The sequence below is a fragment of the Burkholderia sp. LAS2 genome (genome assembly GCF_018417615.1).
Classification (GTDB): Bacteria; Pseudomonadota; Gammaproteobacteria; order Burkholderiales; family Burkholderiaceae; genus Burkholderia; species Burkholderia sola.
Window position 1 is genome coordinate 3,053,714 of the sequence record NZ_CP071052.1, and the last position, 24,908, is coordinate 3,078,621.

Annotated in this window: 23 protein-coding genes; 14 read left to right on the forward strand and 9 right to left on the reverse strand. The window is 67.4% G+C overall.

Going from position 1 to position 24,908, the window contains the following annotated elements:
* Nucleotides 1-31: 31 nt before the first annotated feature.
* The 3 genes from JYG37_RS14140 (at nucleotide 32) to JYG37_RS14150 (ending at nucleotide 3,064) form a co-directional block, all read left to right on the forward strand.
* The gene (locus JYG37_RS14140; RefSeq protein WP_050018109.1) at nucleotides 32-1,243 is read left to right on the forward strand and encodes a benzoate/H(+) symporter BenE family transporter; all 1,212 of its coding nucleotides are present in this window, start codon (nucleotides 32-34) and stop codon (nucleotides 1,241-1,243) included.
* 168 nt (nucleotides 1,244-1,411) lie between these two features.
* Nucleotides 1,412-2,365 (forward strand): transaldolase, encoded by a 954-nt coding sequence (gene tal / locus JYG37_RS14145; protein ID WP_050018123.1) that lies wholly within the window; start codon nucleotides 1,412-1,414, stop codon nucleotides 2,363-2,365.
* A gap of 243 nt (nucleotides 2,366-2,608) precedes the next feature.
* Nucleotides 2,609-3,064: a VOC family protein gene (locus JYG37_RS14150; protein ID WP_050018110.1), complete on the forward strand. Its 456-nt coding sequence runs from the start codon at nucleotides 2,609-2,611 to the stop codon at nucleotides 3,062-3,064.
* Nucleotides 3,065-3,153: 89 nt separating this feature from the next.
* Here the strand turns inward: JYG37_RS14150 and mctP are convergent, their stop codons facing one another.
* From mctP to JYG37_RS14165, 3 genes are all read right to left on the reverse strand, one after another.
* Nucleotides 3,154-4,704, reverse strand: a complete 1,551-nt coding sequence (gene mctP / locus JYG37_RS14155; protein ID WP_050018111.1) for a monocarboxylate uptake permease MctP — start codon at nucleotides 4,702-4,704, stop codon at nucleotides 3,154-3,156.
* Nucleotides 4,701-4,943: a DUF3311 domain-containing protein gene (locus JYG37_RS14160; protein ID WP_006490660.1), complete on the reverse strand. Its 243-nt coding sequence runs from the start codon at nucleotides 4,941-4,943 to the stop codon at nucleotides 4,701-4,703. Before JYG37_RS14160 ends, mctP begins: the two co-directional genes overlap by 4 nt.
* 199 nt (nucleotides 4,944-5,142) lie before the next feature.
* Nucleotides 5,143-6,060, reverse strand: a complete 918-nt coding sequence (locus tag JYG37_RS14165) for a class I SAM-dependent methyltransferase (RefSeq protein ID WP_050018112.1) — start codon at nucleotides 6,058-6,060, stop codon at nucleotides 5,143-5,145.
* Between the two features lie 388 nt (nucleotides 6,061-6,448).
* On the opposite strand from JYG37_RS14165, the gene JYG37_RS14170 reads away from it, so the two are divergent.
* The 3 genes from JYG37_RS14170 to JYG37_RS14180 all read left to right on the forward strand — a co-directional run bounded on the left by JYG37_RS14170 (nucleotide 6,449) and on the right by JYG37_RS14180 (nucleotide 9,488).
* The gene (locus tag JYG37_RS14170; protein ID WP_089488708.1) at nucleotides 6,449-7,711 is read left to right on the forward strand and encodes a glycosyltransferase family 87 protein; all 1,263 of its coding nucleotides are present in this window, start codon (nucleotides 6,449-6,451) and stop codon (nucleotides 7,709-7,711) included.
* A 202-nt stretch (nucleotides 7,712-7,913) separates the two neighbouring features.
* On the forward strand, nucleotides 7,914-8,609 hold the full coding sequence (locus tag JYG37_RS14175; RefSeq protein WP_213345513.1) for a P-loop NTPase family protein: 696 nt from the start codon (nucleotides 7,914-7,916) through the stop codon (nucleotides 8,607-8,609).
* Nucleotides 8,610-8,684: 75 nt separating this feature from the next.
* Complete coding sequence (locus JYG37_RS14180; RefSeq protein ID WP_050018114.1) at nucleotides 8,685-9,488, forward strand: hypothetical protein; 804 nt, start codon at nucleotides 8,685-8,687, stop codon at nucleotides 9,486-9,488.
* Nucleotides 9,489-9,516: 28 nt separating this feature from the next.
* Here JYG37_RS14180 and JYG37_RS14185 read toward each other — a convergent pair whose 3' ends face one another.
* The 4 genes from JYG37_RS14185 to JYG37_RS14200 form a co-directional block, all read right to left on the reverse strand.
* Entirely contained in the window at nucleotides 9,517-9,993 is a 477-nt protein-coding gene (locus tag JYG37_RS14185) for a DNA-deoxyinosine glycosylase (RefSeq protein WP_204383347.1), read from the reverse strand.
* Nucleotides 9,993-10,589: a chorismate--pyruvate lyase family protein gene (locus JYG37_RS14190; protein ID WP_175978831.1), complete on the reverse strand. Its 597-nt coding sequence runs from the start codon at nucleotides 10,587-10,589 to the stop codon at nucleotides 9,993-9,995. The genes JYG37_RS14185 and JYG37_RS14190 overlap by 1 nt, the downstream gene beginning before the upstream one ends.
* Nucleotides 10,590-10,597: 8 nt before the next feature.
* Entirely contained in the window at nucleotides 10,598-12,496 is a 1,899-nt protein-coding gene (gene htpG / locus JYG37_RS14195; RefSeq protein ID WP_050018116.1) for a molecular chaperone HtpG, read from the reverse strand.
* 200 nt (nucleotides 12,497-12,696) lie between these two features.
* Complete coding sequence (locus tag JYG37_RS14200) at nucleotides 12,697-14,157, reverse strand: aminotransferase-like domain-containing protein (protein WP_050018117.1); 1,461 nt, start codon at nucleotides 14,155-14,157, stop codon at nucleotides 12,697-12,699.
* Nucleotides 14,158-14,387: 230 nt separating this feature from the next.
* Here JYG37_RS14200 and JYG37_RS14205 point away from each other — a divergent pair, with 230 nt between their 5' ends.
* The 7 genes from JYG37_RS14205 (at nucleotide 14,388) to JYG37_RS14235 (ending at nucleotide 22,750) form a co-directional block, all read left to right on the forward strand.
* Nucleotides 14,388-15,080 (forward strand): VOC family protein, encoded by a 693-nt coding sequence (locus tag JYG37_RS14205; protein WP_124554821.1) that lies wholly within the window; start codon nucleotides 14,388-14,390, stop codon nucleotides 15,078-15,080.
* Between the two features lie 47 nt (nucleotides 15,081-15,127).
* Nucleotides 15,128-16,036 (forward strand): DMT family transporter, encoded by a 909-nt coding sequence (locus tag JYG37_RS14210; RefSeq protein WP_089488710.1) that lies wholly within the window; start codon nucleotides 15,128-15,130, stop codon nucleotides 16,034-16,036.
* Between the two features lie 165 nt (nucleotides 16,037-16,201).
* The gene (locus JYG37_RS14215; RefSeq protein ID WP_050018120.1) at nucleotides 16,202-17,383 is read left to right on the forward strand and encodes an aminotransferase-like domain-containing protein; all 1,182 of its coding nucleotides are present in this window, start codon (nucleotides 16,202-16,204) and stop codon (nucleotides 17,381-17,383) included.
* A 46-nt stretch (nucleotides 17,384-17,429) separates the two neighbouring features.
* Nucleotides 17,430-17,888: a RidA family protein gene (locus tag JYG37_RS14220; protein ID WP_006478174.1), complete on the forward strand. Its 459-nt coding sequence runs from the start codon at nucleotides 17,430-17,432 to the stop codon at nucleotides 17,886-17,888.
* A 13-nt stretch (nucleotides 17,889-17,901) separates the two neighbouring features.
* On the forward strand, nucleotides 17,902-18,786 hold the full coding sequence (locus JYG37_RS14225) for a PhzF family phenazine biosynthesis protein (protein WP_213345515.1): 885 nt from the start codon (nucleotides 17,902-17,904) through the stop codon (nucleotides 18,784-18,786).
* Nucleotides 18,787-19,002: 216 nt separating this feature from the next.
* Complete coding sequence (locus JYG37_RS14230) at nucleotides 19,003-21,342, forward strand: bifunctional diguanylate cyclase/phosphodiesterase (protein WP_050018122.1); 2,340 nt, start codon at nucleotides 19,003-19,005, stop codon at nucleotides 21,340-21,342.
* A gap of 202 nt (nucleotides 21,343-21,544) precedes the next feature.
* Nucleotides 21,545-22,750 carry a chromate transporter gene (locus tag JYG37_RS14235; RefSeq protein WP_050017504.1) on the forward strand — a complete coding sequence of 402 codons (1,206 nt, stop codon included), beginning with the start codon at nucleotides 21,545-21,547 and terminating at the stop codon, nucleotides 22,748-22,750.
* Nucleotides 22,751-22,795: 45 nt separating this feature from the next.
* Here JYG37_RS14235 and JYG37_RS14240 read toward each other — a convergent pair whose 3' ends face one another.
* On the reverse strand, nucleotides 22,796-23,242 hold the full coding sequence (locus tag JYG37_RS14240) for a multidrug/biocide efflux PACE transporter (protein WP_050017503.1): 447 nt from the start codon (nucleotides 23,240-23,242) through the stop codon (nucleotides 22,796-22,798).
* A 112-nt stretch (nucleotides 23,243-23,354) separates the two neighbouring features.
* Between JYG37_RS14240 and JYG37_RS14245 the strand changes: the two genes are divergently transcribed.
* Nucleotides 23,355-24,239 carry a LysR family transcriptional regulator gene (locus JYG37_RS14245; RefSeq protein ID WP_069618083.1) on the forward strand — a complete coding sequence of 295 codons (885 nt, stop codon included), beginning with the start codon at nucleotides 23,355-23,357 and terminating at the stop codon, nucleotides 24,237-24,239.
* Nucleotides 24,240-24,298: 59 nt separating this feature from the next.
* On the opposite strand, the gene JYG37_RS14250 is transcribed toward JYG37_RS14245, so the two are convergent.
* Nucleotides 24,299-24,757 carry a CopD family protein gene (locus tag JYG37_RS14250; RefSeq protein WP_124679295.1) on the reverse strand — a complete coding sequence of 153 codons (459 nt, stop codon included), beginning with the start codon at nucleotides 24,755-24,757 and terminating at the stop codon, nucleotides 24,299-24,301.
* Nucleotides 24,758-24,908: the final 151 nt, after the last annotated feature.

Genomic DNA, 24,908 nt, shown 5'->3' on the forward strand with positions numbered 1-24,908 from the left:
GCCGCATCCGAGCGGCCGCCCCGGAGAGAGCATGAACCCTTCGCCCACCGCGAGCGCGAGCCGCGCCGGCGGCCGCCGCTTTTTTGCCGATACGTCCGTGTCCACGCTCGTCGCCGGCTTCGTCGCGATGATGACCGGCTACACGAGTTCGCTCGTGCTGATGTTCCAGGCCGGCCGCGCCGCCCACCTCACCGATGCGCAGATCTCGTCGTGGATCTGGGCGCTGTCGATCGGCATGGCGCTGACGACCATCGGCCTGTCGCTGCGCTTTCGCGCGCCCGTCGTCGTCGCATGGTCGACGCCCGGCGCCGCGCTGCTGGTCGCGTCGCTGCCCGGCGTGCCCTACCCGGAGGCGATCGGCGCGTTCGTCGTGTGCGCGCTGCTGCTGACGGCCGTCGGCGTGAGCGGGCTGTTCGACACGCTGATGAAGCGCATTCCGGCCGGCATCGCGGCCGCGCTGCTCGCGGGCATCCTGTTCGAGATCGGCATCGAGATCTTCCGCGCCGCGCAGTTCCAGACCGCGCTCGTGCTCGCGATGTTCTTCACCTACCTGATCGTGAAGCGGCTCGCGCCGCGCTACGCGATTCCGACGACGCTGATCGTCGGCACGGCGGCGGCCGGCGGCCTCGGGCTGCTCGACTTCAGCCGCTTCCACATCGCGCTCGCGCAGCCCGTGCTCACGATGCCCGCATTCTCGATCGCGTCGATCGTCAGCATCGGCATTCCGCTGTTCGTCGTCGCGATGGCGTCGCAGAACGTGCCGGGCATCGCGGTGCTGCGCGCGGACGGCTATCAGACGCCTTCTTCGCCGCTGATCGCGACGACCGGCCTCGCGTCGCTGCTGCTCGCGCCGTTCGGCTCGCACGGCGTGAACCTCGCGGCGATCACGGCCGCGATCTGCACGGGCCCCGAAGCGCACGAGGATCGCGCGAAGCGCTACACGGCCGCCGTGTGGTGCGGCACGTTCTACCTGGTCGCCGGCATCTTCGGCGCGACGATCGCCGCGCTGTTCGCCGCGCTGCCGAAGGCGCTCGTCGTGTCGGTCGCCGCGCTCGCGCTGTTCGGCTCGATCATGAGCGGGCTCGCGAACGCGATGCAGGACGTGAAACAACGCGAAGCGGCGCTCGTCACGTTCATGGTGACCGCCTCGGGCCTCACGCTGCTGTCGATCGGCCCGGCGTTCTGGGGGCTCGTCGCGGGCGTCGTCACGCAGGTGATTCTGAACGCGCGACGCCCCGCGTGACGCGGCTCGCCGCCCGCCGCGGCGCGCGCCCGACGCGCCAAAACGTGCGCGACACGAATCGGGCCTAAAATGATGGATCGGAAGCGGCGCCCGGCGCCGCTTCGCTTCGCCGCCGCGCTCGCGCGGCCCGTGAGAACCCGGCGCCCCGCGCTCTTCTTCCGAATCGCCATGACTACCGCACTCGACCAGCTGAAGCAGTACACGACCGTCGTCGCCGACACGGGCGACTTCCAGCAGCTTGCGCAATACAAGCCGCAGGACGCGACCACGAACCCGTCGCTGATCCTGAAGGCCGTCCAGAAGGATGCGTACAAGCCGATCCTCGAGAAAACCGTCCGCGATCATCGCAACGAAAGCACCGATTTCATCATCGACCGCCTGCTGATCGCGTTCGGCACCGAAATCCTGAAACTGATCCCGGGCCGCGTGTCGACCGAGGTCGACGCACGCCTGTCATTCGACACGCAGCGCTCGATCGACAAGGGCCGCGAGCTCATCAAGCTGTACGAAGCGGCCGGCGTCGGGCGCGAGCGCATCCTGATCAAGCTCGCGTCGACGTGGGAAGGAATCCGTGCGGCCGAGGTGCTGCAGAAGGAAGGGATCAAGTGCAACATGACCCTGCTTTTCTCGCTCGTGCAGGCCGCCGCGTGCGCGGAAGCCGGCGCGCAACTGATCTCGCCGTTCGTCGGCCGCATCTACGACTGGTACAAGAAGCAGGCCGGCGCGGAATGGAACGAAGCGCGCGACGGCGGCGCGAACGATCCGGGCGTGCAGTCGGTGCGCCGCATCTACACGTACTACAAGACGTTCGGCTACAAGACCGAAGTGATGGGCGCGAGCTTCCGCACGACGAGCCAGATCACCGAGCTCGCCGGCTGCGACCTGCTGACGATCAGTCCCGATTTGCTGCAGAAGCTGCAGGAGAGCAACGACACGGTCGCACGCAAGCTGTCGCCGGACACGCTGCAGGACAAGCCGGCCGAGCGCGTCGCGATCGACGAGGCATCGTTCCGCTTCCAGCTGAACGACGAAGCGATGGCGACCGAAAAGCTCGCCGAAGGCATCCGCGTGTTCGCCGCCGACGCGGTGAAGCTCGAGAAGCTGATCGACGCGCTGCGCTGAATCGCGCCGCGCGTCAGCGGCTGTCAGCAAGCCTGACGACAGGCGTCAGCCCACGCGCTGAAAACGGCTGCGAATTTCGTGTTCGCGGCCGTTTTATTTTTCATTCCATCGTCAAGCGCGCGCACTACAATCCACGTCACGGGTACGACGGCCGCCTCCCGATGCACCCTTTTCCCCCAGTCAGTCTTGCACGACGCCACGCCAGCGCCGACGCGCCGGCATCGCACATTCCAGGAGACAACGATGCAAGTTCAACCGTACCTGACGTTCTACGGTCGTGCCGACGAAGCCCTTCAGTTCTACGAAAAGGCGCTCGGTGCGAAGACGATGTTCAAGATGCACTTCAAGGACGCCCCGCCGAATCCCGATTACCCGATGTCGCCGGAGATGGCCGACAAGGTGATGCACGCGAGCTTCACGATCGGCGAGTCGATGATCATGTGCTCGGACGGGGACTGCAGCCAGCCGGCGGGCGCCGCGCACGCCGGCTATTCGCTGTCGCTGAACCCGACGACGGTCGACGAAGGCCAGAAGCTGTTCAATGCGCTCGCCGACGGCGGCGAAGTGACGATGCCGTTCGGCAAGACGTTCTGGGCGCTCGGCTTCGGGATGGCGAAGGATCGTTTCGGCGTGCACTGGATGGTCAACGTCGAGGATCTGTCGCAGCGCGAGGAACTCGCGAAACGCGCGCAGGGCTGACGCAAGAACGAACGCCCGCCACCTTGCGGTGGCGGGCGTTTTCGTTGCTGCGCGACGCGTGCGCGGCACACGGCCGCGCACCGCCCGTATCAGCCCTCGACGACGTCGAGATAATCCTCCGGCCGCGTGCGATCCTCCGCATGCGTCATCCCCATCACGCGCACCAGCACGCTCACCGCCACCGACACCACCAGGTTCACGATCAGCGACCACACGGCCGCGTAGCCGGGAATCGCGAGGCCGAACAGGTGGATCGTGAAGATCGAACTCGCCAGCTTCAGCGAGACCGCCATCCACGTGCCGCACACGATGCCGGCCGCCCAGCCGGCCAGCAGGCCGCGATGGTCGAGCACGCGCGTGTACAGGCCGAGCACGATCGCGGGCAGCGTCTGGATGATCCAGATCCCGCCGAGCAGTTGCAGCTGGATCGCGTAGGTCAGCGGCAGCCCGAGGATGAACGCCACCGCGCCGACTTTCACGATCAGCGATACGAGCTTCGCGACGTGCGTTTCCTGGTCGTGCGACATATTGCGGTTCACGAACTCGCGATGGATGTTGCGCGTGTACAGGTTCGCGGCCGCGATCGACATGATCGCCGCCGGCACCAGTGCGCCGATGCCGATCGCCGCGAACGCGACGCCGACGAACCACGACGGGAAGTACTCGAGGAACAGCGCGGGCACCGCGAAGTTCGGGCCGAACGCCTTGAAGTACGGCGCGTACTGCGGCATGTCCTTCACGCCGGAGGCGAGCGCCATGTAGCCGAGCAGCGCGAGCAGGCCGAGCACGAACGAGTACGCGGGCAGCATCGCCATGTTGCGGCGGATCGAGTTGCCCGACGACGACGACAGGATCGCCGTGACCGAGTGCGGATACAGGAACAGCGCGAGCGCCGAGCCGATCGCGAGCGTCGCGTACGCGCTGTAGCCGTTCAGGCTCATCGCGTCGGGCGCCTTCAGCAGCAGCTTCGCGGGCGGCACCGCGGAGAAGATGTGCCCGAAACCGCCGAGCTTCGCGGGGATCACGATCACCGCGGCGGCGATCGTGACGTAGATCAGCACGTCCTTCACGATCGCGATCATCGCGGGCGCACGCAGCCCCGACGTGTACGTGTAGGCAGCGAGGATCGCGAACGCGATGATCAGCGGCAGATCGCCGACGAAGCCGGTCGTGTCGAAGCCAAGCGCGCCGATCACCACCTCGATGCCGACGAGCTGCAGCGCGATGTATGGCATCGTCGCCAGGATGCCCGTCACCGCGATCGCCAGCGCGAGCATCCGGCTGCCGTAGCGCGCATTGACGAAATCGGCGGCCGTCACGTAGCCGTGCCGCTTCGCGATGCTCCACAGCTTCGGGAACACGACGAACGCGAACGGATAGATCAGGATCGTGTACGGCAGCGCGAAGAAGCCCATCGCGCCGGCGCCGAACACGAGCGCGGGCACCGCGACGAACGTGTAGGCCGTGTAGAGATCGCCGCCGAGCAGGAACCACGTGACGATCGTGCCGAAGCGGCGTCCGCCGAGGCCCCATTCGTCGAGATGGGCAAGATCGCCGCGCCGCCAGTTCGCGGCCAGGAAACCGATGATCGTGACGCCGATGAACAGCAGAACGAAGACGAAGGTCGCGCCGAGATTCATTGCGCACCTCCCTGCGTGCCGCTCGCCTTCCATGCGTTCTTGGTCTTGAAATACACGAACGCGGTGATCACCGCGCTGATGAAGACCCACAGCAACTGGTACCAGTAGAAAAACGGAAAACCGAGCCATTGCGGTTCGATCTTGCTGTACGACGGTACCCAGACCATCGCGATCAGCGGCAGTACCAGCAGCCAGAGCCAGCGCTTGGCGGCCCGGTTGGCGTCGGCATCGTGAGCCATGACGTCTCCTCTTCTATCCCGGTTATCGATCTTGTTGAGCGGGTACGGCGCCGAGAGGAGCGGCAAAACGGGTAGGCTGCGGCTCCCCTGGCTTCGCGCCAGTATAGGAGCCGCGAGCACGCGGTCAAGCAGGGGCGAACCCGAGGTGATCCGCCCCTTGTCGTGCGGTTGCACCGGCCTGTCGCCGGTGCCTGCGACGTCAGATCGCGAACGCGGCGTCGCGTGCGCCGGTCGTGGCTTTCAAAGCTTTCACCCACTTGCGCGCGGGCAGCTTCAGCGTGTCCTCGATCAGCTTCGCGCGGGCTTCCAGTTGCGCGAACGGCACGTCGAGCGCGGGGCCCGAGAACGCGATCGCGATCCGGTTGCCGTCGTGCACTTCGGGCAGCGCGATCACGCGGTGATCGAACGCCGCGTTCAGGTGCTTCATGTTGCGCACGAAGCTCGGATGATCGCCGAACAGGTTGATCGTCGCGATGCCGGCGTCGGCGAGGCAGCCGCGCACCGCGCGATAGAACGCGACGCTGTCGAGCACGGGGCCGCGCGCGGTCGCGTCGTACAGGTCGATCTGGATCGCGCCGGTCGTGCCGCGGTTGGCCGGGTCGTTGACGAAATCCCATGCGTCGGCTTCGTGTACGACGAGGCGCGCGTCGTCGGGCGGCAGCGCGAACATCGTGCGCGCGGCGACGATCACGGCCGGGTTCAGCTCGACGGCCTCGACCTTCGCGTGCGGCAGGAAACGGTGCGAGAACTTGGTCAGCGCGCCGGTGCCGAGCCCGAGCTGGACGATCCGCCCGGGCGTTTCCAGGAACAGCAGCCACGCCATCATCTGCTGCGCGTATTCGAGCTCGATATGCAGCGGCTTCGAGATCCGCATCGCGCCCTGCACCCACTCGGTGCCGAAGTGCAGGAAGCGCACGCCGCCTTCTTCGGAGAACGTCACGGGCGCGAAGCGCGGCTTGCGCGGCGCTTCGAGCACCGGCACGTCGTCGTGTTCGTCGATGTCCGGGCGGCGCTTCACGCGCGGCGGCTGGAGTTTTTCCGAGCCGTTGTACGCGGACGGCTTGCGTTGCTTGAACGCGCGCGCCTCGGCGGACGCACGCTTGATCAGTCGGGTCATGTTGGTTGAATCTCGCTGGGTGATGCTGGATGACGCTGGATGGGCGGACGAGAGGATAGCATTGGTGGGGGGGCGGGGCCGGGGGGGGGGGGGGGGGCCCCCCCCCCCCCCGCCCCCCGGGGGGGGGGCGCGGGGGGGGGGGGGGGCGCGGCCCCGCCCCCCCCCCCCCCCCCCCCCCCGGGGGGGGGGGCGAGCGCGCCCGCCGCCGGTCCGCCTCGATGTTCCGGCCCATTCGACTGCTGATACGACGACGATCGACATCCGCGAAACCCGCCGCCAGCCCGATCCGGAACGCGATCGATCATTTACTTTCTTGCAATAAAAAGCCCGTTCGCCCGCCCGAACCTATGCCAAACTGAAACGGCATTCGGGGAGGCACACAGCGGCCATGACGCATACAGCGACGGACCACGCACCGCCAGATCGCCAGGGATGGCTCTCCAGAGAGCGGCTCGTCCTGTACAGCGCGGCGATCCTGGTGTTCCAGCTCGTGCTGCTGGGTATCTGGGCATTTTCGTACTGGGCGCTGCATCTGCCCGGCGTGCCGCCGCCGGGTATCGACTTCCGGGTATTCTGGAGCGCGTCTTTCGTTTCCCTCCACAGCGGGCCGCTCGCCGCTTTCGACCTTCACCAGATGTTCGCGACGGAAGCCCGATTGCTGCCCGACTTCCCGCCCGCGCAAATTTTCGCACCGTGGGTTTATCCGCCGACCTTCCAGTTGCCGGTTTATCCGCTGGCGCTGCTGCCCTATGCCGCTTCGTACAGTCTGTTCGTCAGCATCGGCATCGCAAGCGCGTTGGCGGCGTGCACGCTCGCGATGAAGGATCGCCCCCTGCCGTGGATCACGCTGCTCGCATTCCCTGGCATCTGGGTCGTGACGATCTGCGGGCAGAATTCCTTGCTGACCCTGGCGTTCGCTGCCGGCGCACTGGGATGGCTCGAACGACGACCTCTCGTCGCCGGCGTATGCGCCGGCATGCTCGTCATCAAACCGCAACTGGCGCTCCTGTTTCCGTTGCTGTTCCTCTGCGGCGGACATTTCCGCACGCTCGGCGCGATGGCCATCACGGCCGCGCTGTTCTGCGCGGTCAGTGCGCTGGTGCTCGGCGTGCCGCTGTGGATGCGCTTTTTCGACACGCTATCGTGGTTCAGCCAGTTGATCCTGGTGAACAATGCGGGCGGAATCTGGAGCGCGATGCCGACGCCGTTCGCGATGTCACGACGGCTGGGCGCCAGCCTGCCGACCGCCTTTGCCGTTCAGGCGGCCATCGCGATACCGGCCGTGATTGCGACCGCGGGTCTATGGGCGAGGAAGAAGCATGCAGACTTATGCGCGGCAGCGGCAATCGTCGCGACGCTGCTGACCCAGCCGTACCTCATCTACTACGATCTCGCGTGGCTGCTTCTTGCGATCATTTACGTGTGCAAATACGACCGGACGACCCGCGCGCTCCGGTGGACGGACCATGCGGTCATCGCGTTGGCGTGGTTGCTGCCGGGGCTCTCGTTTTTCCTCGTGTTCAGGCCCGCGATGGGGCAACCGGGCGCCGTCCTGTTGCCGATATTTCTGATACTGATCGTCTACCGCGCATCGCTTCATCGCGCGGCTGACGTAACAACATCGGTGGCCGTACAGGAATCGTCCGGCTAGCGCGCCGGCTCGCCGGCCCACCGCTAGACAGCCGCCAGAACCGGTCGCCATTTTGTCCAGTTTGACACCGGCGTCGATCAGCCAGCATGCTGCTGCGGCGCACGCATTTTCTTTCGACGTGACCGGTCGTACCGTAACGTCATCGAAGCCTGCCAACATCCGCTCTGACCATACCTGCTCCATCACACGGGATTTCGTAAGCATGAGTCACATCCACTTCATTGGCGGGGAAAAAGGCGGCGTCGGCAAATCGCTCGCGGCCCGCGTGCTGGCCCAGTATTTCATCGATCGCAGCATGCCCTTCGTGGGCTTCGATACCGACCGATCGCACGGCGCGCTACTGCGGTTCTATGCCGATTTTGCCGCGCCTGCCGTGCTCGACCAGCACGACAGCCTCGATCCGGTCATGGAATCCGCGCTCGAAGATCCGCAGCGGCGCATACTGGTCGATCTCGCGGCCCAGACGCGGCAACCGCTCGCCAAGTGGCTCGACGATTCGGACATAGTCGCTTTTGCAGAAGAACACGGCCTCACGTTGACGTGGTGGCACGTGATGGACACCGGACGAGATTCGGTCGATCTGCTGCGGCAATGGCTCGACGAATTCGGTGGACGAATCAAGCTGGTGGTGGTGCTGAATGAAGTCCGCGGCGATCGCTTCGAGATTCTGGAGGCATCCGGCGAACGCGAGCGGGCCGAAGCCCTTGGCGCCAGCGTGATTACGCTGCGCCGCCTGCTCGATACGACGATGCAGAAGATCGATCGACAAAGCGCGAGCTTCTGGGCCGCGGTCAATCATCCCGACCGCGCCGCCACGGGGCTCGGCTTGCTGGAGCGGCAGCGCGTCAAGGTCTGGTTGCATCGTACTTACGAGGCGCTGGGCACGCTCGCGTTGTAGCGCGGGCCCCGCCGACGGCGCGGCGTGTGCAGCGAGTGGCTCGAATGGCTCATGCCGGGAAAACCTGGAGGTTCAATGGCCGATCACGACAGACTGCATCCACTCCGTCCGTTCCTGAAAAACTGGGTTTGGGAGCACGGTCGAATCGGGACGCGCTATCTGGACTGCGTCGATGGCGAAATCAAGTTCGACGAAGGCAAGAAATCGCATTTCGCTGCGGAGCAATATACCTACGTGCCGCTGGGCAAGAACGCCGACGACGACGCATCCGCGGACGGTCCCGCGATCCACGAGGCGGGACTTGCCCGCTTTTTGCGGGCGGCGCAGATGGGCACGCCCGGGGAAGCCGGTTCCGTGGCGGAGGTTCAGCGCGCCGTGCAGGATTGCGTGGAGATCGGCCTGTTCAGCGCGTATCAATGGGAGGCTCGCCAGGCATTGGCCCGCTACGCGCAGGAACCCATGTTCGAGGACGAGATCCGCGCGGCGGTTGTCGACGACGTCCGGCGAACTTACGTCGGCATGCGAGAACAGCTGGCGCTGTACGATTTCAGCGTGCTCTACGGCTTGCCCACGCCGCTGCTGATCAGCGACACACCGTTCATCGACTGGCGCGTGACGACCAGTCCGGCACTTCCGTTCGTATCGCTTCCGCTGGGACCATACTGCCTGCTGGTAGGCGCGCCGTCGGGCAGGAGTAGCCGAATCGGCCCGGTGGTCTGGAAGGCCGCTGCCGCGATGGGGCCGTTGAAGGACCACAATCGCCAGATCGAGAAGCATGCACGTCTGTGGCTGGTGGCGACCACCGATGATCAACTCGTCGCTGCACAAAGTCGCATTGCGTCGACCACGGGCGCCAGGCAAGGCGCGGCGAAGCCCTGACCGGGAGAGACTCGGAATCCAACGCGTCTCAGGCGCGAAGTGCGCGCCAAAGCACCAGCTTCTGCTCGAACGACAACATCGCATTCGCCGGGCTCGACGAAGGCAACACGAGGGTTTCATAACCCGCCGCGCCGATCACATCGGCAAACCGCCCTGCCGTCTTGCCGTTGAAGCACACGCGCTTGAGCAACGGCGCATGCGCGCGCAACGAATCGAAATCGTTCGGCTTCGCATTCCTGATCGCGGAATCGAGACTGCCCTGTCGATGGCACGCATCGAGCACATCCCAGATGCCGATGCCGTGCGACAGCACGCGTTCGAGCCGCACGTCATACGCGAGCTCATGCAGCCCCGGCTCGCCGAGCACCGCACCCAACAATCGCCAGAACTGGTTGCGCGGATGCGCGTAGTACTGCGCGGCGTCGAGCGACGCCTCGCCCGGAAAGCTGCCGAGGATCATCGTGTGCGTATCCGGCGCGACGACCGGCGGAAAACCTTGCAGCATCACACGTCTCCGTGCGACCCGACCGATCGCGGCCCGTCGCCGTGCGCGGCGAGATGGCGCCACAGCGTCGGCAGCATGCACTCGGTGACCATCAGCGGCTTGCCGTGCCGCTGGAACACCGAGCGCCGCGCGGCAAACGCATGCGGCGCGCGCGCGCCCTGCAACGCATGGCTCGCGAGCGCATACAGCGGATGACCGGCGATCACGCGCCGGCTCACGAGCGCCGAGCGCTCGACCTGCGGATCGCTGTACAGCAGCTCCGCGAGCGGCCGCGTGCGCAGCCGCCGCATCGCCTGCCACACGCCCTTGCTGGCCGCGAGCGGCGCGATGCTGTGCGCGGCGACGTACGGCGTGCCATCGACCGACAGGATCACCTCGCGCACCCACATCGGCGCGCGCGGCGAGCTGGCTAGCGCGTCGGGCTCGTCGAACCACGGCGCGTCGACGGCCTCGCGCGTCACGCGCACGGTCACGCGGCCGAGCCGCGCGAGGTGCGCGGTCAGCGATCCGCCGCGCGTCAGCCAGTCGCGCTGGTCGAGCGTGCAGCCAGGCCGCGGCGTCTCGCGCCAGCCGGCCTGTGCGCCGTCGAATCGCATGCGCGCGTTCACGCGGCCCGCGACAGCAGCAGCGCGTTGGTCCGCTTCACGAAGCTCGCCGGATCGTCGAGCATGCCGCCTTCGGCCAGCAGCGCCTGATCGAACAGCAGATGGCACCAGTCGCCGAAATCGGCGCTGTCGGCGTTCAGCTGCTTCACGAGCGCGTGCTCCGGGTTGATCTCGAGGATCGGCTGCATCGCCGGTGCGTTCTGGCCGGCCGCCTTCAGCATCCGCTGCAGGTAGCCGCTCATGTCGTTGTCGTCCGCGACGAGACACGACGGCGAATCGGTCAGGCGGAACGTGACGCGCACTTCCTTCACCTTGTCGCCGAGCGCTTCCTTCATCTTCTCGACGACCGGCTTGATCGCCTCGCCGGCCTGCTCCTGCGCCTTCTTCTCCTCGTCGTTCAGCTCGCCGAGATCGAGATCGCCGCGCGCCACGCTCGCGAGCGGCTTGCCGTCGAATTCGTGCAGGAACGACAGCATCCATTCGTCGACGCGGTCGGTCAGCAGCAGCACCTCGACGCCCTTCTTGCGGAACACTTCGAGATGCGGGCTGTTCTTCGCGGCCTGCCACGTATCGGCGGTCACGTAGTAGATCTTGCTCTGCTCAGGCTTCATGCGCGACACGTAGTCGGCGAGCGACACGTCCTGCGCGTCGGTGTCGCCGTGCGTCGACGCGAAGCGCAGCAGCTTCGCGATGCGCTCGCGGTTCGCGTGATCCTCGCCCAGGCCTTCCTTCAACACCTGGCCGAACGCGCCCCAGAACGTCTTGTACTTCTCCTTGCCGACATCGTCTTCCGCGTTCGCGAGCTCCTCGAGCATCGACAGCGCACGCTTGGTCACGCCTTCGCGGATCGCCTTCACGTCGCGGCTTTCCTGCAGAATCTCGCGCGACACGTTCAGCGGCAGGTCGGCCGAATCGACGACGCCCTTCACGAAGCGCAGGTACTGCGGCAGCAGTTGCTCGGCGTCGTCCATGATGAACACGCGCTTCACGTACAGCTTCAGGCCGCCGCGATAGTCGCGGTTCCACAGGTCGAACGGCGCGTGCGCCGGCACGAACAGCAGCTGCGTGTATTCGCTGCGGCCCTCGACGCGGTTATGCGTCCACGTGAGCGGATCCTGGTGATCGTGCGCGATGTGCTGGTAGAACTGCGTGTACTGCTCGTCGGTGACGTCGCTCTTCGAGCGCGTCCACAGCGCGCTCGCCTGGTTGACGGTCTCGTCCTCGTCCTTCAGGACCATCTCGCCCTTTTCCTGATCCCACTCTTCCTTGCGCATCAGGATCGGCAGCGCGATGTGGTCGGAGTACTTCTGGATGATCGACTTCAGGCGATGCGACGACAGTAGCTCGTCCTCGCCTTCGCGCAGGTGCAGCGTGATCGTCGTGCCGCGCTGCGCGCGCTCGATCGCGTCGATCGTGAAATCGCCCTCGCCCGCGCTTTCCCAGCGCACGGCTTCATTCGCCGGCAGGCCCGCGCGGCGCGTTTCGACAGTGATCTTGTCGGCGACGATGAAGCCCGAGTAGAAGCCGACGCCGAACTGGCCGATCAGCGCCGCGTCCTTCTGCTGGTCGCCCGACAGCTTCGTGAAGAATTCCTTGGTGCCCGAACGCGCGATCGTGCCGAGGTTCGCGATCGCCTCGTCGCGGCTCATCCCGATGCCGTTGTCGTCGATCGTGATCGTGCGCGCGGTCTTGTCGAAGCCGATGCGGATGCGCAGGTTCGGATCGTTCTCGTACAGCGCGCTGTCCGCGAGCCCTTCGAAACGCAGCTTGTCGGCCGCGTCGGACGCATTCGACACCAGTTCGCGCAGGAAGATTTCCTTGTTGCTGTAGAGCGAATGGATCATCAGGTGGAGGAGTTGCTTGACCTCTGCCTGAAAGCTCATCGTTTCGTGTGCCATGGATGCTGTTTCCTCTTACTTGAACTGGAAAGGGGGGACGCCGGCGCCCGGCGCGCGATGCCGGCGGACCCATGAAGGACGGACCGTTTGGGACGGCCCGTCTGGGACGGCCCGGTTGGGACGACCGCCTGGCGCCAGCGGTTTGCGCGCGTATCTGGGGACGGCGCCGGGCATTTCAAGAGCCGGCCGGCCGCGCCGCGTCACGACGCGCGCCGCACCGCCGAATCGATATAGCGCGCCAGCAGCCCCGGCAGCGCCGGATCGCCGCAATTCGCGACGTTGAAGCGCATCCACGTGGACGGCGATTGCTGCGGCGAGAACAGGCTGCCCGGCGTCAGCAGGAAGCCGGCTTCGTGCGCGACCGCCGCGAGCGCGTCCGAATCGACGCCCGTGTCGGCCCACAGGAACATCCCGGCCGCCGGCATCGTGAAGAGCCCGAGCCCCGTGCGCTCGAGCATCCGCGCGGTCTTGTCGCGCACGCCGTCGAGCCGCGCGCGCAGCCGCTCGACGTGGCGCCGGTAATGCCCTTCGGTCAGGATCTTGTACAGCACGCGCTCGTTGAGCTCGGGCGTGGTCATCCCGACCAGCATCTTCTGGTCGGTGACGGCCTTCGCGATCTCCGGCGCGCAGGCGACATACCCGACCCGCAGGTTCGCCGCGAGCGTCTTCGAATAGCTGCCGAGATAGATCACGCGCTTCAACTGGTCGAGGCTCGCCAAGCGCGTGGCCGGGTAGCTCGGCGGGCACAGGTCGCCGTACACGTCGTCCTCGACGACGAGGAAATCGTAGGCCTCCGCGAGCTTCAGGATCCGGAACGCCTGCGCGGCCGACAGCGACGTGCCGGTCGGGTTCTGCAGCACCGAGTTGATCACGAGCATCTTCGGCCGCCACATCTGCACCAGGGTTTCGAGCGCGTCGAGGTCGGGGCCGTCGGGCGTATACGGCATCCCGACGAGTTGCGCGCCCTGCGCCGCGAAACGGCCGAACATCTGGAACCACGCGGGATCGCCGACGATCACCGCATCGCCCGGCCGCATGTAGATCCGCGAGATCAGGTCGATCGCCTGCGTGATGCCGGAAACCAGCACGATCTGTTCGGGCTTCGCGCCGATCTCGACTTCGGCGAGGCGCGTCTGCAGTTGCTGGCGCAGCGGCAGGAAGCCCTGCGCGGTGCCGAAGCCGAGCATCTGCGCGCCCGACTGGCGCCCGAGCGCGCGCAGCGCGCCGGTGATCAGCTCGCCGTCGAGCCAGCGGCCCGGCAGGTAGCCGAGGCCCGGGCCCTTCTCCGGGCTGACGGTGTGCAGCATGTTGCGCAGCAGCCAGACGACGTCGATCGTGTTGTGCACGGGCGCGGCCTCGGCCGTGCGCGCGACGCCGTCGGCCGGCTGCGGGCCGGCGCCCGTGCGCTCGCGCACGTAGAAGCCGGAGCCGCGCCGCGAGTCGAGGTAGCCCTGCGCGACGAGGCGCTCGTAGGCCTCGACGACGGTGAAGCGCGACACGCTCTTGTCGAGCGCGAGCTTGCGGATCGACGGCATGCGCATGCCGGGACGGAACACGCGCTCGTCGATACGCCGCCGCGCCCACTGGACCAGCTGGTCGACGAGCGTGAGCGTGGCCGTGTCGTGCGGCGCGGGAATCTGGGCGAGTGGGACGGTGGACATGGGCGGCAGCTCCAACTGTACCGAAGGCTATCGCGCCGATTGTACCGTTACTGTGCCGGTAGCGACGATTACAGTTGACCGGAATGGCGATCGTGCGGCCGCCGGTCCGACCCAGCCACACGTGGCGCTGCGCCCGCCGGCCCGCGTCGCGGCCGGTGCGCCGGCTGGTCCGCCCCCCGTCCGGCCCGTCGCCCGCCTACCATGACACTTTCGCTTCCCGACCGACGCTCATGCCAGCCCGCTCCCTGACACTCGACCATCTCGTGATCGCCGCGCGCACCCTCGACGAAGGCGTGCGCCATGTCGCCGACGCGCTCGGCATCGAACCGGCCGGCGGCGGCCGCCACCCGCTGATGCGGACCCACAATGCGCTGTTCGGCGCGTGGGGCGGGCTCTACCTCGAAGTGATCGCGATCGACCCCGACACGCCCGCGCCGGGCGACGAGGCGAAGCCGCCGCGCGCGCGGCTGTTCGGGCTCGACGACCCGTCGATGCACGCGCGACTCGCGCAAGGCCCGTTTCTCGCGCACTGGGTCGCGCGCGTCGACCGCCCGCGCCAGCTTGTGCTGTGGCAGCGCCAGTACCCGGCCCGCATCGCGCCCGTCGTCGCGATGCGGCGCGGCGACCTGAGCTGGGGCCTCACGGTGCCCGACGACGGCAGCTTCCCCGCGTGGCAAGGCGCGGGCGACGGCCTCGTGCCGTCGCTGATCCAGTGGGACAGCCCGCGCCATCCGGCCGAATCGCTGCCGAACGACGGCGTCGCGCTGAAGGCGCTCAAGGGCGTCCACCCGCATGCGGATACGATCCGCGAGCAGCTCGACTGGCTCGGCGCCGCCCACCTGCTCGACGTCGAATCCACCGACGGCCCACCGGCGCTCGTCGCCGAATTCGACACGCCGCAGGGCGCGCGCACGCTGCGCTGAGCGCCCACCCGATCACAACCACCCTGCAAGACGGAGACACCCACGACATGAATTCGCGCGAAACCCGGGGCATGCTGCTCGGCCTAATCGGCGTGATGATCTTCAGCCTGACGCTGCCGATGACGCGGATCGTCGTCTCCGAACTCAATCCGCTGCTCAACGGGCTCGGCCGCGCGCTCGCCGCCGCCGTGCCGGCCGGCCTGCTGCTGTGGTGGCGCGGCGAGCGGCTGCCGACCCGCGCGCAACTGAAGAGCCTCGCGATCACGTCGGCCGGCGTGATCATCGCGTATCCGGTGTTCTCCGCATGGGCGATGAAATCGGTACCGGCCTCGCACGGCGCGGTGGTCAACGGGCTGCAACCGCTGTTCGTCGCGCTGTATGCGGCGTGGCTGTCGCACGAACGGCCGTCGAAGGCGTTCTGGGCCAGCGCGGTGGCCGGCAGCGCGCTCGTGATCGCGTTCGCGCTGCGCGACGGCGGCGGCACCGTGCAGGCCGGCGACGCGCTGATGCTCGTCGCGGTCGGCATCGGCGCGCTCGGCTATGCGGAAGGCGCGCGCCTCGCGCGCCAGATCGGCGGCTGGCAGGTGATCTGCTGGGCGCTCGTCGTGTCGGCGCCGTTCCTCGTGCTGCCGGTCGGCTGGCTCGCTTGGATGCAGCACGCCGCGCATCCAGGCCCGCTCGCGCTGCGCACGTGGCTCGCGTTCGGCTACGTGACCCTCTTTTCGCAATTCATCGGCTTTTTCGCGTGGTACGCGGGGCTCGCGATGGGCGGCACCGCGCGCGTCGGCCAGGTGCAACTGCTGCAGATCTTCTTCACGATCGCCTTTTCCGCGCTGCTGTTCGGCGAAACGGTCACGTCGTCGACGTGGCTGTTCGCGGCTGCCGTGATCGCGACCGTGGTGCTCGGGCGCCGCTCGGCGGTCGCCACGGCGCCGCGCCCCGCTCGCGCCGGCTGATGAGCTGCGCCATAATGGACGTTTTGCCTGATCGGTTTTGCCTGACTGGCCGTGCTTACCCAGCCGCGAAGGCTTCATCGTGCCCGTACTGCCCACCCGGCAGCGTCGAAGCGATGCGCCCGAACGACCTTTCTTGACTGACCACGATATCCGAACGAGGAGACTATGAATCCGAACGACCTGCATCCGCCGCACTGGCAGCTTTCCGAACGCGCCCGCAAGCTGACGAGCTCCGCGATCCGCGAGATCCTGAAGGTCACGGAACGCCCCGAGGTCATCTCGTTCGCCGGCGGCCTGCCCGCCCCCGCGACGTTCCCGGCGGAACGCATGCGCGCCGCCGCCGACCGCGTGCTGCGCGACGCGCCGGCCGCCGCGCTTCAGTACAGCGCGACCGAAGGCTACCTGCCGCTGCGCGAATGGATCGCCGAGCGCTACAGCGTGCGCGTGTCGCAGGTGCTGATCACGACCGGCTCGCAGCAGGCGCTCGACCTGCTCGGCAAGGCGCTGATCGACCCGGACAGCCCGATCCTCGTCGAAACGCCGACCTACCTCGGCGCGCTGCAATCGTTCTCGCTGTACGAGCCGCGCTACGTGCAGGTGCCGACCGACGAGCAGGGCCTGCTGCCGGAAGGTCTCACCCCCGAACTCACGCAAGGCGCGCGCCTGCTGTACGCGCAGCCGAACTTCCAGAACCCGACCGGCCGCCGCCTGCCCGTCGAGCGCCGCCGCGCGCTCGCCGCGTTCGCGCAGTCGAGCCCGTTCCCGGTGCTGGAGGACGATCCGTACGGCGCGCTGAACTACCAGGGCGAGCCGCTGCCGACGATGCTGTCGATGGCGCCCGACCACGTCGTGCACCTCGGCACGTTCTCGAAGGTGCTCGCGCCGGGCCTGCGGATCGGCTACATCATCGCGCCCGAGGAGCTCCACTTCAAGCTCGTGCAGGCCAAGCAGGCCACCGACCTGCACACGCCGACGCTCACGCAGCGCATCGCGCACGAAGTGATCAAGGACGGCTTCCTCGACGAGCACATCCCGACGATCCGCGAGCTGTACAGCGCGCAGTGCGACGCGATGCTCGGCGCGCTCGCGCGCCACATGCCGGAAGGCGTCACGTGGAACCGCCCGGAAGGCGGGATGTTCATCTGGGTGAACTTGCCCGCGCAGATCGACAGCATGAAGCTGCTCGCCGCGGCCGTCGACAACCACGTCGCCTTCGTGCCGGGCGCGCCGTTCTTCGCGGAGAACGCGCAGCAGAACACGCTGCGCCTGTCGTTCGTGACGGTGCCGCCCGAAAAGATCGAGGAAGGCGTCGCGCGCCTCGGCAAGCTGCTGCGCGAGCGCCTCTGATCCCCCCTTTTTTCCCTGTCACGACTCTCTACGAGGAATCGAACGCATGGCTAACGTCTACGACAAACTGAAGTCGCTCGGCATCGAGCTCCCGACCGCCGGCGCACCGGCCGCGGCCTACGTGATGAGCGCGCAAAGCGGCAACACGGTCTACCTGTCGGGCCACATCGCGAAGAAGGACGGCAAGGTCTGGGCCGGCAAGCTCGGCGCCGATCTCCAAACGGAAGACGGCAAGGCCGCCGCCCGCTCGATCGCGATCGACCTGCTCGCCACCCTGCACGCGCACACCGGCGACCTGAACAAGGTCACGCGCATCGTCAAGCTGATGAGCCTCGTCAACTCGACGCTCGACTTCACCGAACAGCACGTCGTGACGAACGGCGCATCGGAACTGATCGCCGAAGTGTTCGGCGACGCGGGCAAGCATGCGCGCTCGGCATTCGGCGTCGCCCAGATCCCGCTCGGCGCGTGCGTCGAGATCGAACTGATCGCCGAAGTCGCGTAACGGGCGCCGCGCGATGCCCGGCCGTCTCGTTCGTTTCAAGCAGGTCGACGTGTTCACGTCGGCACCGTTCAAGGGCAATCCGCTCGCCGTGGTGTTCGACGCCGATTCGCTCGGCGACGACGCGATGCTCGAGATCGCCCGCTGGACGAACCTGTCGGAAACGACGTTTCTCTGCACGCCGACCGATCCGGAAGCCGACTATCGCGTACGGATCTTCACGACGGGCGGCGAACTGCCGTTCGCCGGCCACCCGACGCTCGGCACCGCGCATGCGTTCCTCGAAAGCGGCGCGCGGCCGCGCACGCCGGGCCGGCTGATCCAGCAGTGCGGGGTCGGCCGCGTCGCGCTGCGCGAGCAGACCGACGGCTGGGCGTTCGCCGCGCCGCCGGCACGCGTCACGCCGCTCGACCGTTCGGACTACGCGGTACTGGCCGCCGCGCTGCGCAGCGACGCGCTCGACCTGGACGCCGAGCCGTGCGCGGTGGACAACGGCGCGCCGTGGCTGGTCGTGCGGCTGAAGTCGGCCGACGCGTGCATCGGCCTGTCGCCCGATCCGGCCGCACTGGCGGCGCTGACCCACCGCTACGGCGTGGACGGCCTCGCCGCCTACGCGCCGCATGCCGAAGGCGGCCCCGCGACGTTCGAGATCCGCTGCCTGATGACGGGCGGCAAGTTCGGCATCCCCGGCGAGGACCCCGTCACCGGCAGCGCGAACGCCGCGCTGGCCGGGCTGCTGACGCGGCAGGAACGCCGCCCCGGCCCGTCGTATACGGCCCGCCAGGGCACGGCGATCGGCCGCGACGGCCGCATCTTCGTCAACTACGACGCGGACGGCACGACCTGGATCGGCGGTGACGTCGTCACGGTCGTCGACGGCACGTTCCGGTCGCCCGACTGACATTTCGCGATGTGCGATGGCGCCGGCTCGTCCGGCGCCCCGCGCTTTGCCCAGCTATCGCAAAAACGTTCCAGCCAGTAATATCGGGCCTAATCCGTTGTTTCGGAGGTCTGTCCATGGTTGCGCGTCCCGCGAACGAACAGACGTCGGGACAATCCGAACCATAGTCGGCCATCCAGACGGATGGCGCACGCGAGCAGGACGCCGCCCTCTTCGATGAGCTCCGCCCGGTCCAACCACACGCCGCCGAACCGGCCGCTGCGCGCGCCGCGCAAATCGCGCCGGCGTGCGCTGTTTGCCATCCCGCTGCTCGGGATGCTGGCGCTCGCGCTGCTGTGGGCCGTGATCATCGCGCGGCTGTCCGTTGAAAAGGACAGTGCGTACAAGGAAGCAGCGGCTTCCGCGGCGATCCTGTCGTCCGCGCTCGAACAGCATACGGTCAAGGCGATCCACCAGGTCGACCAGATCACCCGCTTCGTCAAGTTCGAATTCGAGAAGTCGCCGGCGCGCTTCAATCTCGCGAGCGCCGTCGAGAAAGGCGTCGTACCGAGTGACACGCTGATCCAGGTATCGCTCGTCAACGCGAAGGGCATCCTGTTCGCGAACACCGCCGAACTCCATCCGCAGCCGATCAACCTGTCCGACCGCGAGCACTTCAAGGTCCACCTCGCGCACAACGACGACCGCCTCTTCATCAGCAAGCCCGTGCTCGGCCGCGTGTCGAGCCACTGGACGCTGCAGATGACGCGGCGCCTGAACAATCCGGACGGCAGCTTCGCAGGCATCGTCGTGGTGTCGGAAGACCCGAGCTACTTCACGAACGATTTCTACAACAACGCGGCGATCGGCAAGGAAGGCGTGATCGCGGTCGTGTCCGACACGGGCGCGGTGCTCGCGCGACGCACGGGCTCGGTCAGCAATGCGCCGGGCGCGTTTTCGGCGTCGGGCGTCTACCCGATCGCGGAGCGCGTGACGGGCACGATCATCGATCCGATCGACGGCGTGACGCGCATCGTGTCGTACCGCCACCTCGACGGCTACCCGCTCGCGGTGATGGTCGGGCTGTCGCAGACGGAAGAGTTCGCGGACTACACCCACACGCGCAACGTCTACCTGCTGATGACGAGCTTCATCACGCTCGCGATGCTCGCGTTCTTCGGCGTCGCGACGGGCCTGATCGGCAAGCTGCTCGGGCGCGAGCGCGAAATGACGCAGCTCGCCGAATACGACCTGCTCACCGGCCTCGCGAACCGCTATGCGACGCTGCGCGGGCTGCGCAACGACGTGTCGATGCCCGCGAGCCTGTCGCGGCTCGGCCTGCTGTTCATCGATCTCGACAACTTCAAGACCGTCAACGACACGCTCGGCCACAACGCCGGCGACATCGTGCTGCAGATGACCGCGTCGCGCCTGGCCGATGCGGTCGGCGACGAAGGCTCGCTCGCGCGCATCGGCGGCGACGAGTTCGTCGTCGTGATGAAGGGCGACGACGTCGAGCGGCGCGCGGTGCGGCTCGCGGAAGCGATCATCCGGATGTTCAGCGAGCCGTTCGACGTACGCGGCAGTTCGTTCGTGCTGCACGCGAGCATCGGCATCGCGCTGCACACCGTCGCGAACGAAAGCGAGATCGACCTGCTGAAAAAGGCCGACCTCGCGATGTACAGCGCGAAGGACGCCGGCAAGAACTGCTACCAGTTCTATGCGCCGCACCTGTCGCACCGCGCCGACCACCTGATGCGCTGGGAACAGCAATTGCGCGTCGCGCTCGCCGAGGGGCAGCTGTTCCTCGCGTATCAGCCGAAGATCGACCTCACGCACCGCACGATCACCGGCTTCGAGGCGCTCGCCCGCTGGGATCATCCCGAACACGGCGTGATCTCCGCGAACGAATTCATCTCGATCGCCGAATCGACCGGCCTGATCGTGCCGATCGGCGACTTCGTGATCCGCACCGCATGCGCGCAGATCGCACGCTGGCACGACGAAGGCCACGACACGCTGACGCTTGCGGTCAACATCTCGCCCGTGCAGTTCTGGCGCGGCGACCTGATCGAGACGATCTCGCAGGCGCTGCAGGACACCGGCATCGACGCAAACCGGCTCGAGATCGAGATCACCGAAACCGCGATGATGGAATATCCGGAACTCGTGTCCGAGAAGATCGTCGCGCTGAAAAAGCTCGGCATCCGGATCGCGCTCGACGATTTCGGCACCGGCTATTCGTCGCTGTCGTACCTGCACCGCTTCTCCGTCGACACGCTGAAGGTCGACCGCTCGTTCGTGCAGGCGATTCCGACCGATCGCAGCGTGTGCGTGATGGTGTCGTCGATCGTGCATCTCGCGCGCTCGCTCGGGCTGACCGTCGTCGTCGAGGGCACCGAAACCGAGGAACAGATCACGTGGCTGTCCGCGCTCGGCGAAATCGAGGCGCAGGGCTTCCTGTTCTCGCGCCCGGTGCCGGCCGATGCGATTCCCGCGCTGATCGCACGCTTCGGCGTGCGCGGCGATCATCCGAACGTCGTCGCGCATCGCGCGACCGGCAGCACGGGCGGCTGAGCCGCACCGCCGCAGCCGCGGCGCGCGTTTGCGCACCGCCGCAATTGTTACGTTTTCCGATCCGTTCGTTCAGTTCATTAACTAGCGTTTTCGCGCATGGTAGTGTCACGATGCGCGGCGGACAATCGGGAGGGCCGACGTGTCGGCGGGCCGTTGCCACGGCCTTACGCGAGAGATCTGGCCCTGCGCCAACCACACAATCATGACAACCGTCGAAGTCGAAGCGACCGCGCGTGTCGAAGAGGCACCGGCATCCCTATGGACCTTGTTCAAGGTCGTCGCCAGCATTTCGGCCGTCTCGTGGGGCGGGCTTTCGATGATGGCGCAGCTCGAACGCCACTACGTGGAGCGGCTGCAGCGCATCGAGCCGCACGTCTTCGGCGATCTCGTCGCGCTCGCGTGGCTCGTGCCGGGCCCCGTCGGCTGCAATGTCGCCGTGCAGGTCGGCCAGACGCTGCATGGCCGTGCCGGCGCATGGATCGCCGGCATTGCCAGCGTGCTGCCGTTCTCGGTCCTGATGACGCTGTTCGCGATCTTCTATCAGACGCCGCTCGTGCGCTCGCTGGCCGCGCCGGTGCTGATCAATCACTTCGGGATGGTGCTCGCCGCGCTGATCGGCGTCACGTGGGTCAAGCAGTTGCGCTCGCTCGCGCGTACGCGGCTCGAACAGGCGATCGCCGCGTTATCGACGATTCTGCTTGCTTTCGCGCATAGTCCGGCCGCTTTCGTCGCGATTCTGTTCGCCGCGTTCGCAGCGGGCTGGCTGACGGGGCCGTCGCAACGCGACACGGTCGATTTCACGCTGTCCAGGCGCGATCGCGGCCTGCTCGTGCTGCTCGGCGTGCTCGTCGTGCTGTTCGCGGTGCCGCTGCCCGGCGATTACCAGGCGGATCTGCTGTGGCCGCGCCTCGCGGGCGCCGGCATGACGCTGTTCGGCGGCGGCTTCTCCGCGCTACCGGTGCTCAAGACGCTGTTCGTGTCGCCGGCGACCGGCATCTCCGATCACGACTTCACGCTGGCGTTCGCGTTGTCGCCGGTCGCGCCGGGGCCGTTGCTGAACGTCGTGCCGTTTCTCGGCTACCTGACCGACGGCTGGGCCGGCGCGCTGCTCGCCACCGCCGCGCTGTTCATTCCGTCCGGGTGCCTCGTCGTGTTCGCGCAGAACCATCTGTTCCGGCTCAAGCGCCATTCGCGCTTCGAGCACGGGATGCGCCTGCTGCGCGCGGCAACGACGGCCTTTCTCGTGGTCGCCGTCGTGAAGATCCTGCATCGAGAACCGGCCGACCCGGTTTACTGGCTGACGGGCGCGTTCGCGACGCTGTGCTTCACGCGCTTCAAGGTGCCCGTCTATGCCGTGTACGGCGTGGTCGCCGCCGTGTGCAGCGTGTGGCTGTGGGCCGCGCACTGACGGGCGGCGGCCGTCGCCCTGCTCGCGCTGGCCGGCCTGACTCCGTCAACCGGCCTGCACCGCGACCCGGCGCGCGATCCAGCGGGCGCGCAGCGCGTCGTACGCGAGGTTGAAGCAGAACGTGTAAGGCAGGAAGAACAGCACGATGCCGAGGTCGAGCAGCAGCGCCTCGACGAGGCTCACGTTCAGCCACCACGCGGCAACCGGCACCACCATCGCGACGAGGCCGAGCTCGAACGTCACCGCGTGCGCGATCCGCATGCCGAGCGTGCGCGACCACCCGGCCCGCCGCTCGAAGCGGTCGAACAGCGTGTTGAAGGTCATGTTCCACGCCATCGCGATCAACGACACCATCACCGTCAGCACGCCGACGTGCGACACCGGCATGTCGAGCAGCCACGCGCCGATCGGCGCGCACAGCGCGATCGCCACCAGTTCGAACGTCAGCGCGTGCAGCAGGCGTTCCGTCACCGTTTTATTCGTCTGTTTCATGATGCTCTCCGATGCATGACTTGATTCATGCTGGCCATTCTGATCGGCACAACCGTGTTAATCCAGTTTGATATCATCGGTTTTACCGATATGAAGTCACCAGGAGCCCTGCATGCACCACGCCCCGGAAGCGCTGCTCGCATTCGCCGAAGCGGCACTGCTCGGCTCGTTTACGGCCGCGGCCCGCAAGCTCGGCAAGCGTCAGTCGACCGTGTCGGAAGCGATCGCGAATCTCGAGATCGATCTCGGCGTGCAGTTGTTCGACCGCTCGACGCGCACGCCGACGCTCACCGATGCCGGCCGTGCGCTGCTGCCGCAGGTGCAGCGCGCGCTCGAGGCCAGCGCGGCGATCGACCGCACGGCCGCCCGGCTCGCGCACGGCGAGGAAGCGCGGCTCACGCTCGTCGTGTCCGATACCTACCAGTCGAAGCGTTACGAGGAAACGTTGATGGCGCTCGAACGGCGCTTTCCGGCGCTCGAGCTCGAATGCCAGATCGCCGAGCACGACGACGTGCTCGACCTGATCCAGCAGGGTCGCGCGCAACTCGGGCTGATGGCCGCGCGCGCGGCCTACCCGGCCGATATCGGCGCGGCGACGGTGGCCGAGGAATCGGAGATCGGGCTGTTCGTCGGCCGCACGCACGCGCTCGCCGAATACGGCGACGCCGAGGTGCCGCACGCGGCGCTGCGCGACGTGCGCGAACTGCGCCTCAATACCTACGTGAAGACGGAAGGTCGCGGCACCGACGACCGGATCGTCGTCGGCACGCAGCACTGGCTGGCGCCGAGCTACCTGATGCTGCTGGAGATGGCCGTACTCGGGTTCGGCTGGGCGGAACTGCCGCGCTGGATGGTCGAGCACTTCGCGCGCGACCGCCTGTGCGAGCTGCGCGCGCGCGGCTGGCCACGCCGTGTACGGGTGGATGCGGTCTGGTCGCGCAACCGGCCGCTCGGGCCGGCCGGCTCATGGCTGCTCGACGCGATGCTGGCCGCATAGCGGCGCGCGCCGCCGGGCGTGCGGCCGACGGCCGAGGGCGAAGGGCTGACGCCGGCCGGTCAGAAACCGCGCGACAGCACGGCCGCGCCGATCGTGACGACGCCGAGCACGAGGTTCACGACGACCAGCAGGCGCACCGCATTCACCGCGCGGGCACCGTCCGGCCAGTTCTGCGCCTGCACCGCACGGCGAATGCGCGGGAACAGCGCGAAGCGGATGTGCCCGAAGATGAGCATCATCACGACGCCGAGCCCGGCCATTGCATGCAGCGACCACGTCGCGTGCGCGCCGCCGAAGCTCATCAGCAGGAAACCGCCGGACAGCAGGATCACGATCACGGCCGCCGACACCCAGTTGAAGAAGCGGCCGAACACGCCTTCGATCAGCGGCAGCCGCAACTGCGGCGACAGGTCGGACAGCGCGGGGCGCAGGCAGAAGTGCGCGAAGACCATCCCGCCCACCCACACGGCGACGGCCAGCAGGTGAAGAAACAGCGCGACGGCAACGGCGTGGGACATGGGGACGATCCTGTGATGAGTGGGGTGCAGCGAACGGCCGCGTCGCACGCGGCATCAAGCGACGTTCGACCCGTCAGCCGCGCGGCGGTTCGGACCCTCGACGCGATTTCACACTATTTTGCAAATTCCGCGTGACAGCGCCACGCTTGCT

Excerpts from the sequence above, each read along its gene's own strand:
- mctP (WP_050018111.1), bottom strand. The coding sequence starts at position 4,704 with ATGAATCTCGGCGCGACCTTCGTCTTCGTTCTGCTGTTCATCGGCGTC.
- JYG37_RS14235 (WP_050017504.1), top strand. The coding sequence starts at position 21,545 with ATGACAACCGTCGAAGTCGAAGCGACCGCGCGTGTCGAAGAGGCACCG.
- JYG37_RS14170 (WP_089488708.1), top strand. The coding sequence starts at position 6,449 with ATGACGCATACAGCGACGGACCACGCACCGCCAGATCGCCAGGGATGG.
- JYG37_RS14225 (WP_213345515.1), top strand. The coding sequence starts at position 17,902 with ATGCCCGGCCGTCTCGTTCGTTTCAAGCAGGTCGACGTGTTCACGTCG.
- JYG37_RS14180 (WP_050018114.1), top strand. The coding sequence starts at position 8,685 with ATGGCCGATCACGACAGACTGCATCCACTCCGTCCGTTCCTGAAAAAC.
- JYG37_RS14230 (WP_050018122.1), top strand. The coding sequence starts at position 19,003 with ATGAGCTCCGCCCGGTCCAACCACACGCCGCCGAACCGGCCGCTGCGC.
- tal (WP_050018123.1), top strand. The coding sequence starts at position 1,412 with ATGACTACCGCACTCGACCAGCTGAAGCAGTACACGACCGTCGTCGCC.
- JYG37_RS14160 (WP_006490660.1), bottom strand. The coding sequence starts at position 4,943 with ATGGCTCACGATGCCGACGCCAACCGGGCCGCCAAGCGCTGGCTCTGG.
- JYG37_RS14205 (WP_124554821.1), top strand. The coding sequence starts at position 14,388 with ATGCCAGCCCGCTCCCTGACACTCGACCATCTCGTGATCGCCGCGCGC.
- JYG37_RS14245 (WP_069618083.1), top strand. The coding sequence starts at position 23,355 with ATGCACCACGCCCCGGAAGCGCTGCTCGCATTCGCCGAAGCGGCACTG.
- JYG37_RS14190 (WP_175978831.1), bottom strand. The coding sequence starts at position 10,589 with ATGCGATTCGACGGCGCACAGGCCGGCTGGCGCGAGACGCCGCGGCCT.
- JYG37_RS14240 (WP_050017503.1), bottom strand. The coding sequence starts at position 23,242 with ATGAAACAGACGAATAAAACGGTGACGGAACGCCTGCTGCACGCGCTG.
- JYG37_RS14150 (WP_050018110.1), top strand. The coding sequence starts at position 2,609 with ATGCAAGTTCAACCGTACCTGACGTTCTACGGTCGTGCCGACGAAGCC.
- JYG37_RS14210 (WP_089488710.1), top strand. The coding sequence starts at position 15,128 with ATGAATTCGCGCGAAACCCGGGGCATGCTGCTCGGCCTAATCGGCGTG.
- JYG37_RS14220 (WP_006478174.1), top strand. The coding sequence starts at position 17,430 with ATGGCTAACGTCTACGACAAACTGAAGTCGCTCGGCATCGAGCTCCCG.
- htpG (WP_050018116.1), bottom strand. The coding sequence starts at position 12,496 with ATGGCACACGAAACGATGAGCTTTCAGGCAGAGGTCAAGCAACTCCTC.
- JYG37_RS14165 (WP_050018112.1), bottom strand. The coding sequence starts at position 6,060 with ATGACCCGACTGATCAAGCGTGCGTCCGCCGAGGCGCGCGCGTTCAAG.
- JYG37_RS14200 (WP_050018117.1), bottom strand. The coding sequence starts at position 14,157 with ATGTCCACCGTCCCACTCGCCCAGATTCCCGCGCCGCACGACACGGCC.
- JYG37_RS14140 (WP_050018109.1), top strand. The coding sequence starts at position 32 with ATGAACCCTTCGCCCACCGCGAGCGCGAGCCGCGCCGGCGGCCGCCGC.
- JYG37_RS14185 (WP_204383347.1), bottom strand. The coding sequence starts at position 9,993 with ATGCTGCAAGGTTTTCCGCCGGTCGTCGCGCCGGATACGCACACGATG.
- JYG37_RS14215 (WP_050018120.1), top strand. The coding sequence starts at position 16,202 with ATGAATCCGAACGACCTGCATCCGCCGCACTGGCAGCTTTCCGAACGC.
- JYG37_RS14250 (WP_124679295.1), bottom strand. The coding sequence starts at position 24,757 with ATGTCCCACGCCGTTGCCGTCGCGCTGTTTCTTCACCTGCTGGCCGTC.
- JYG37_RS14175 (WP_213345513.1), top strand. The coding sequence starts at position 7,914 with ATGAGTCACATCCACTTCATTGGCGGGGAAAAAGGCGGCGTCGGCAAA.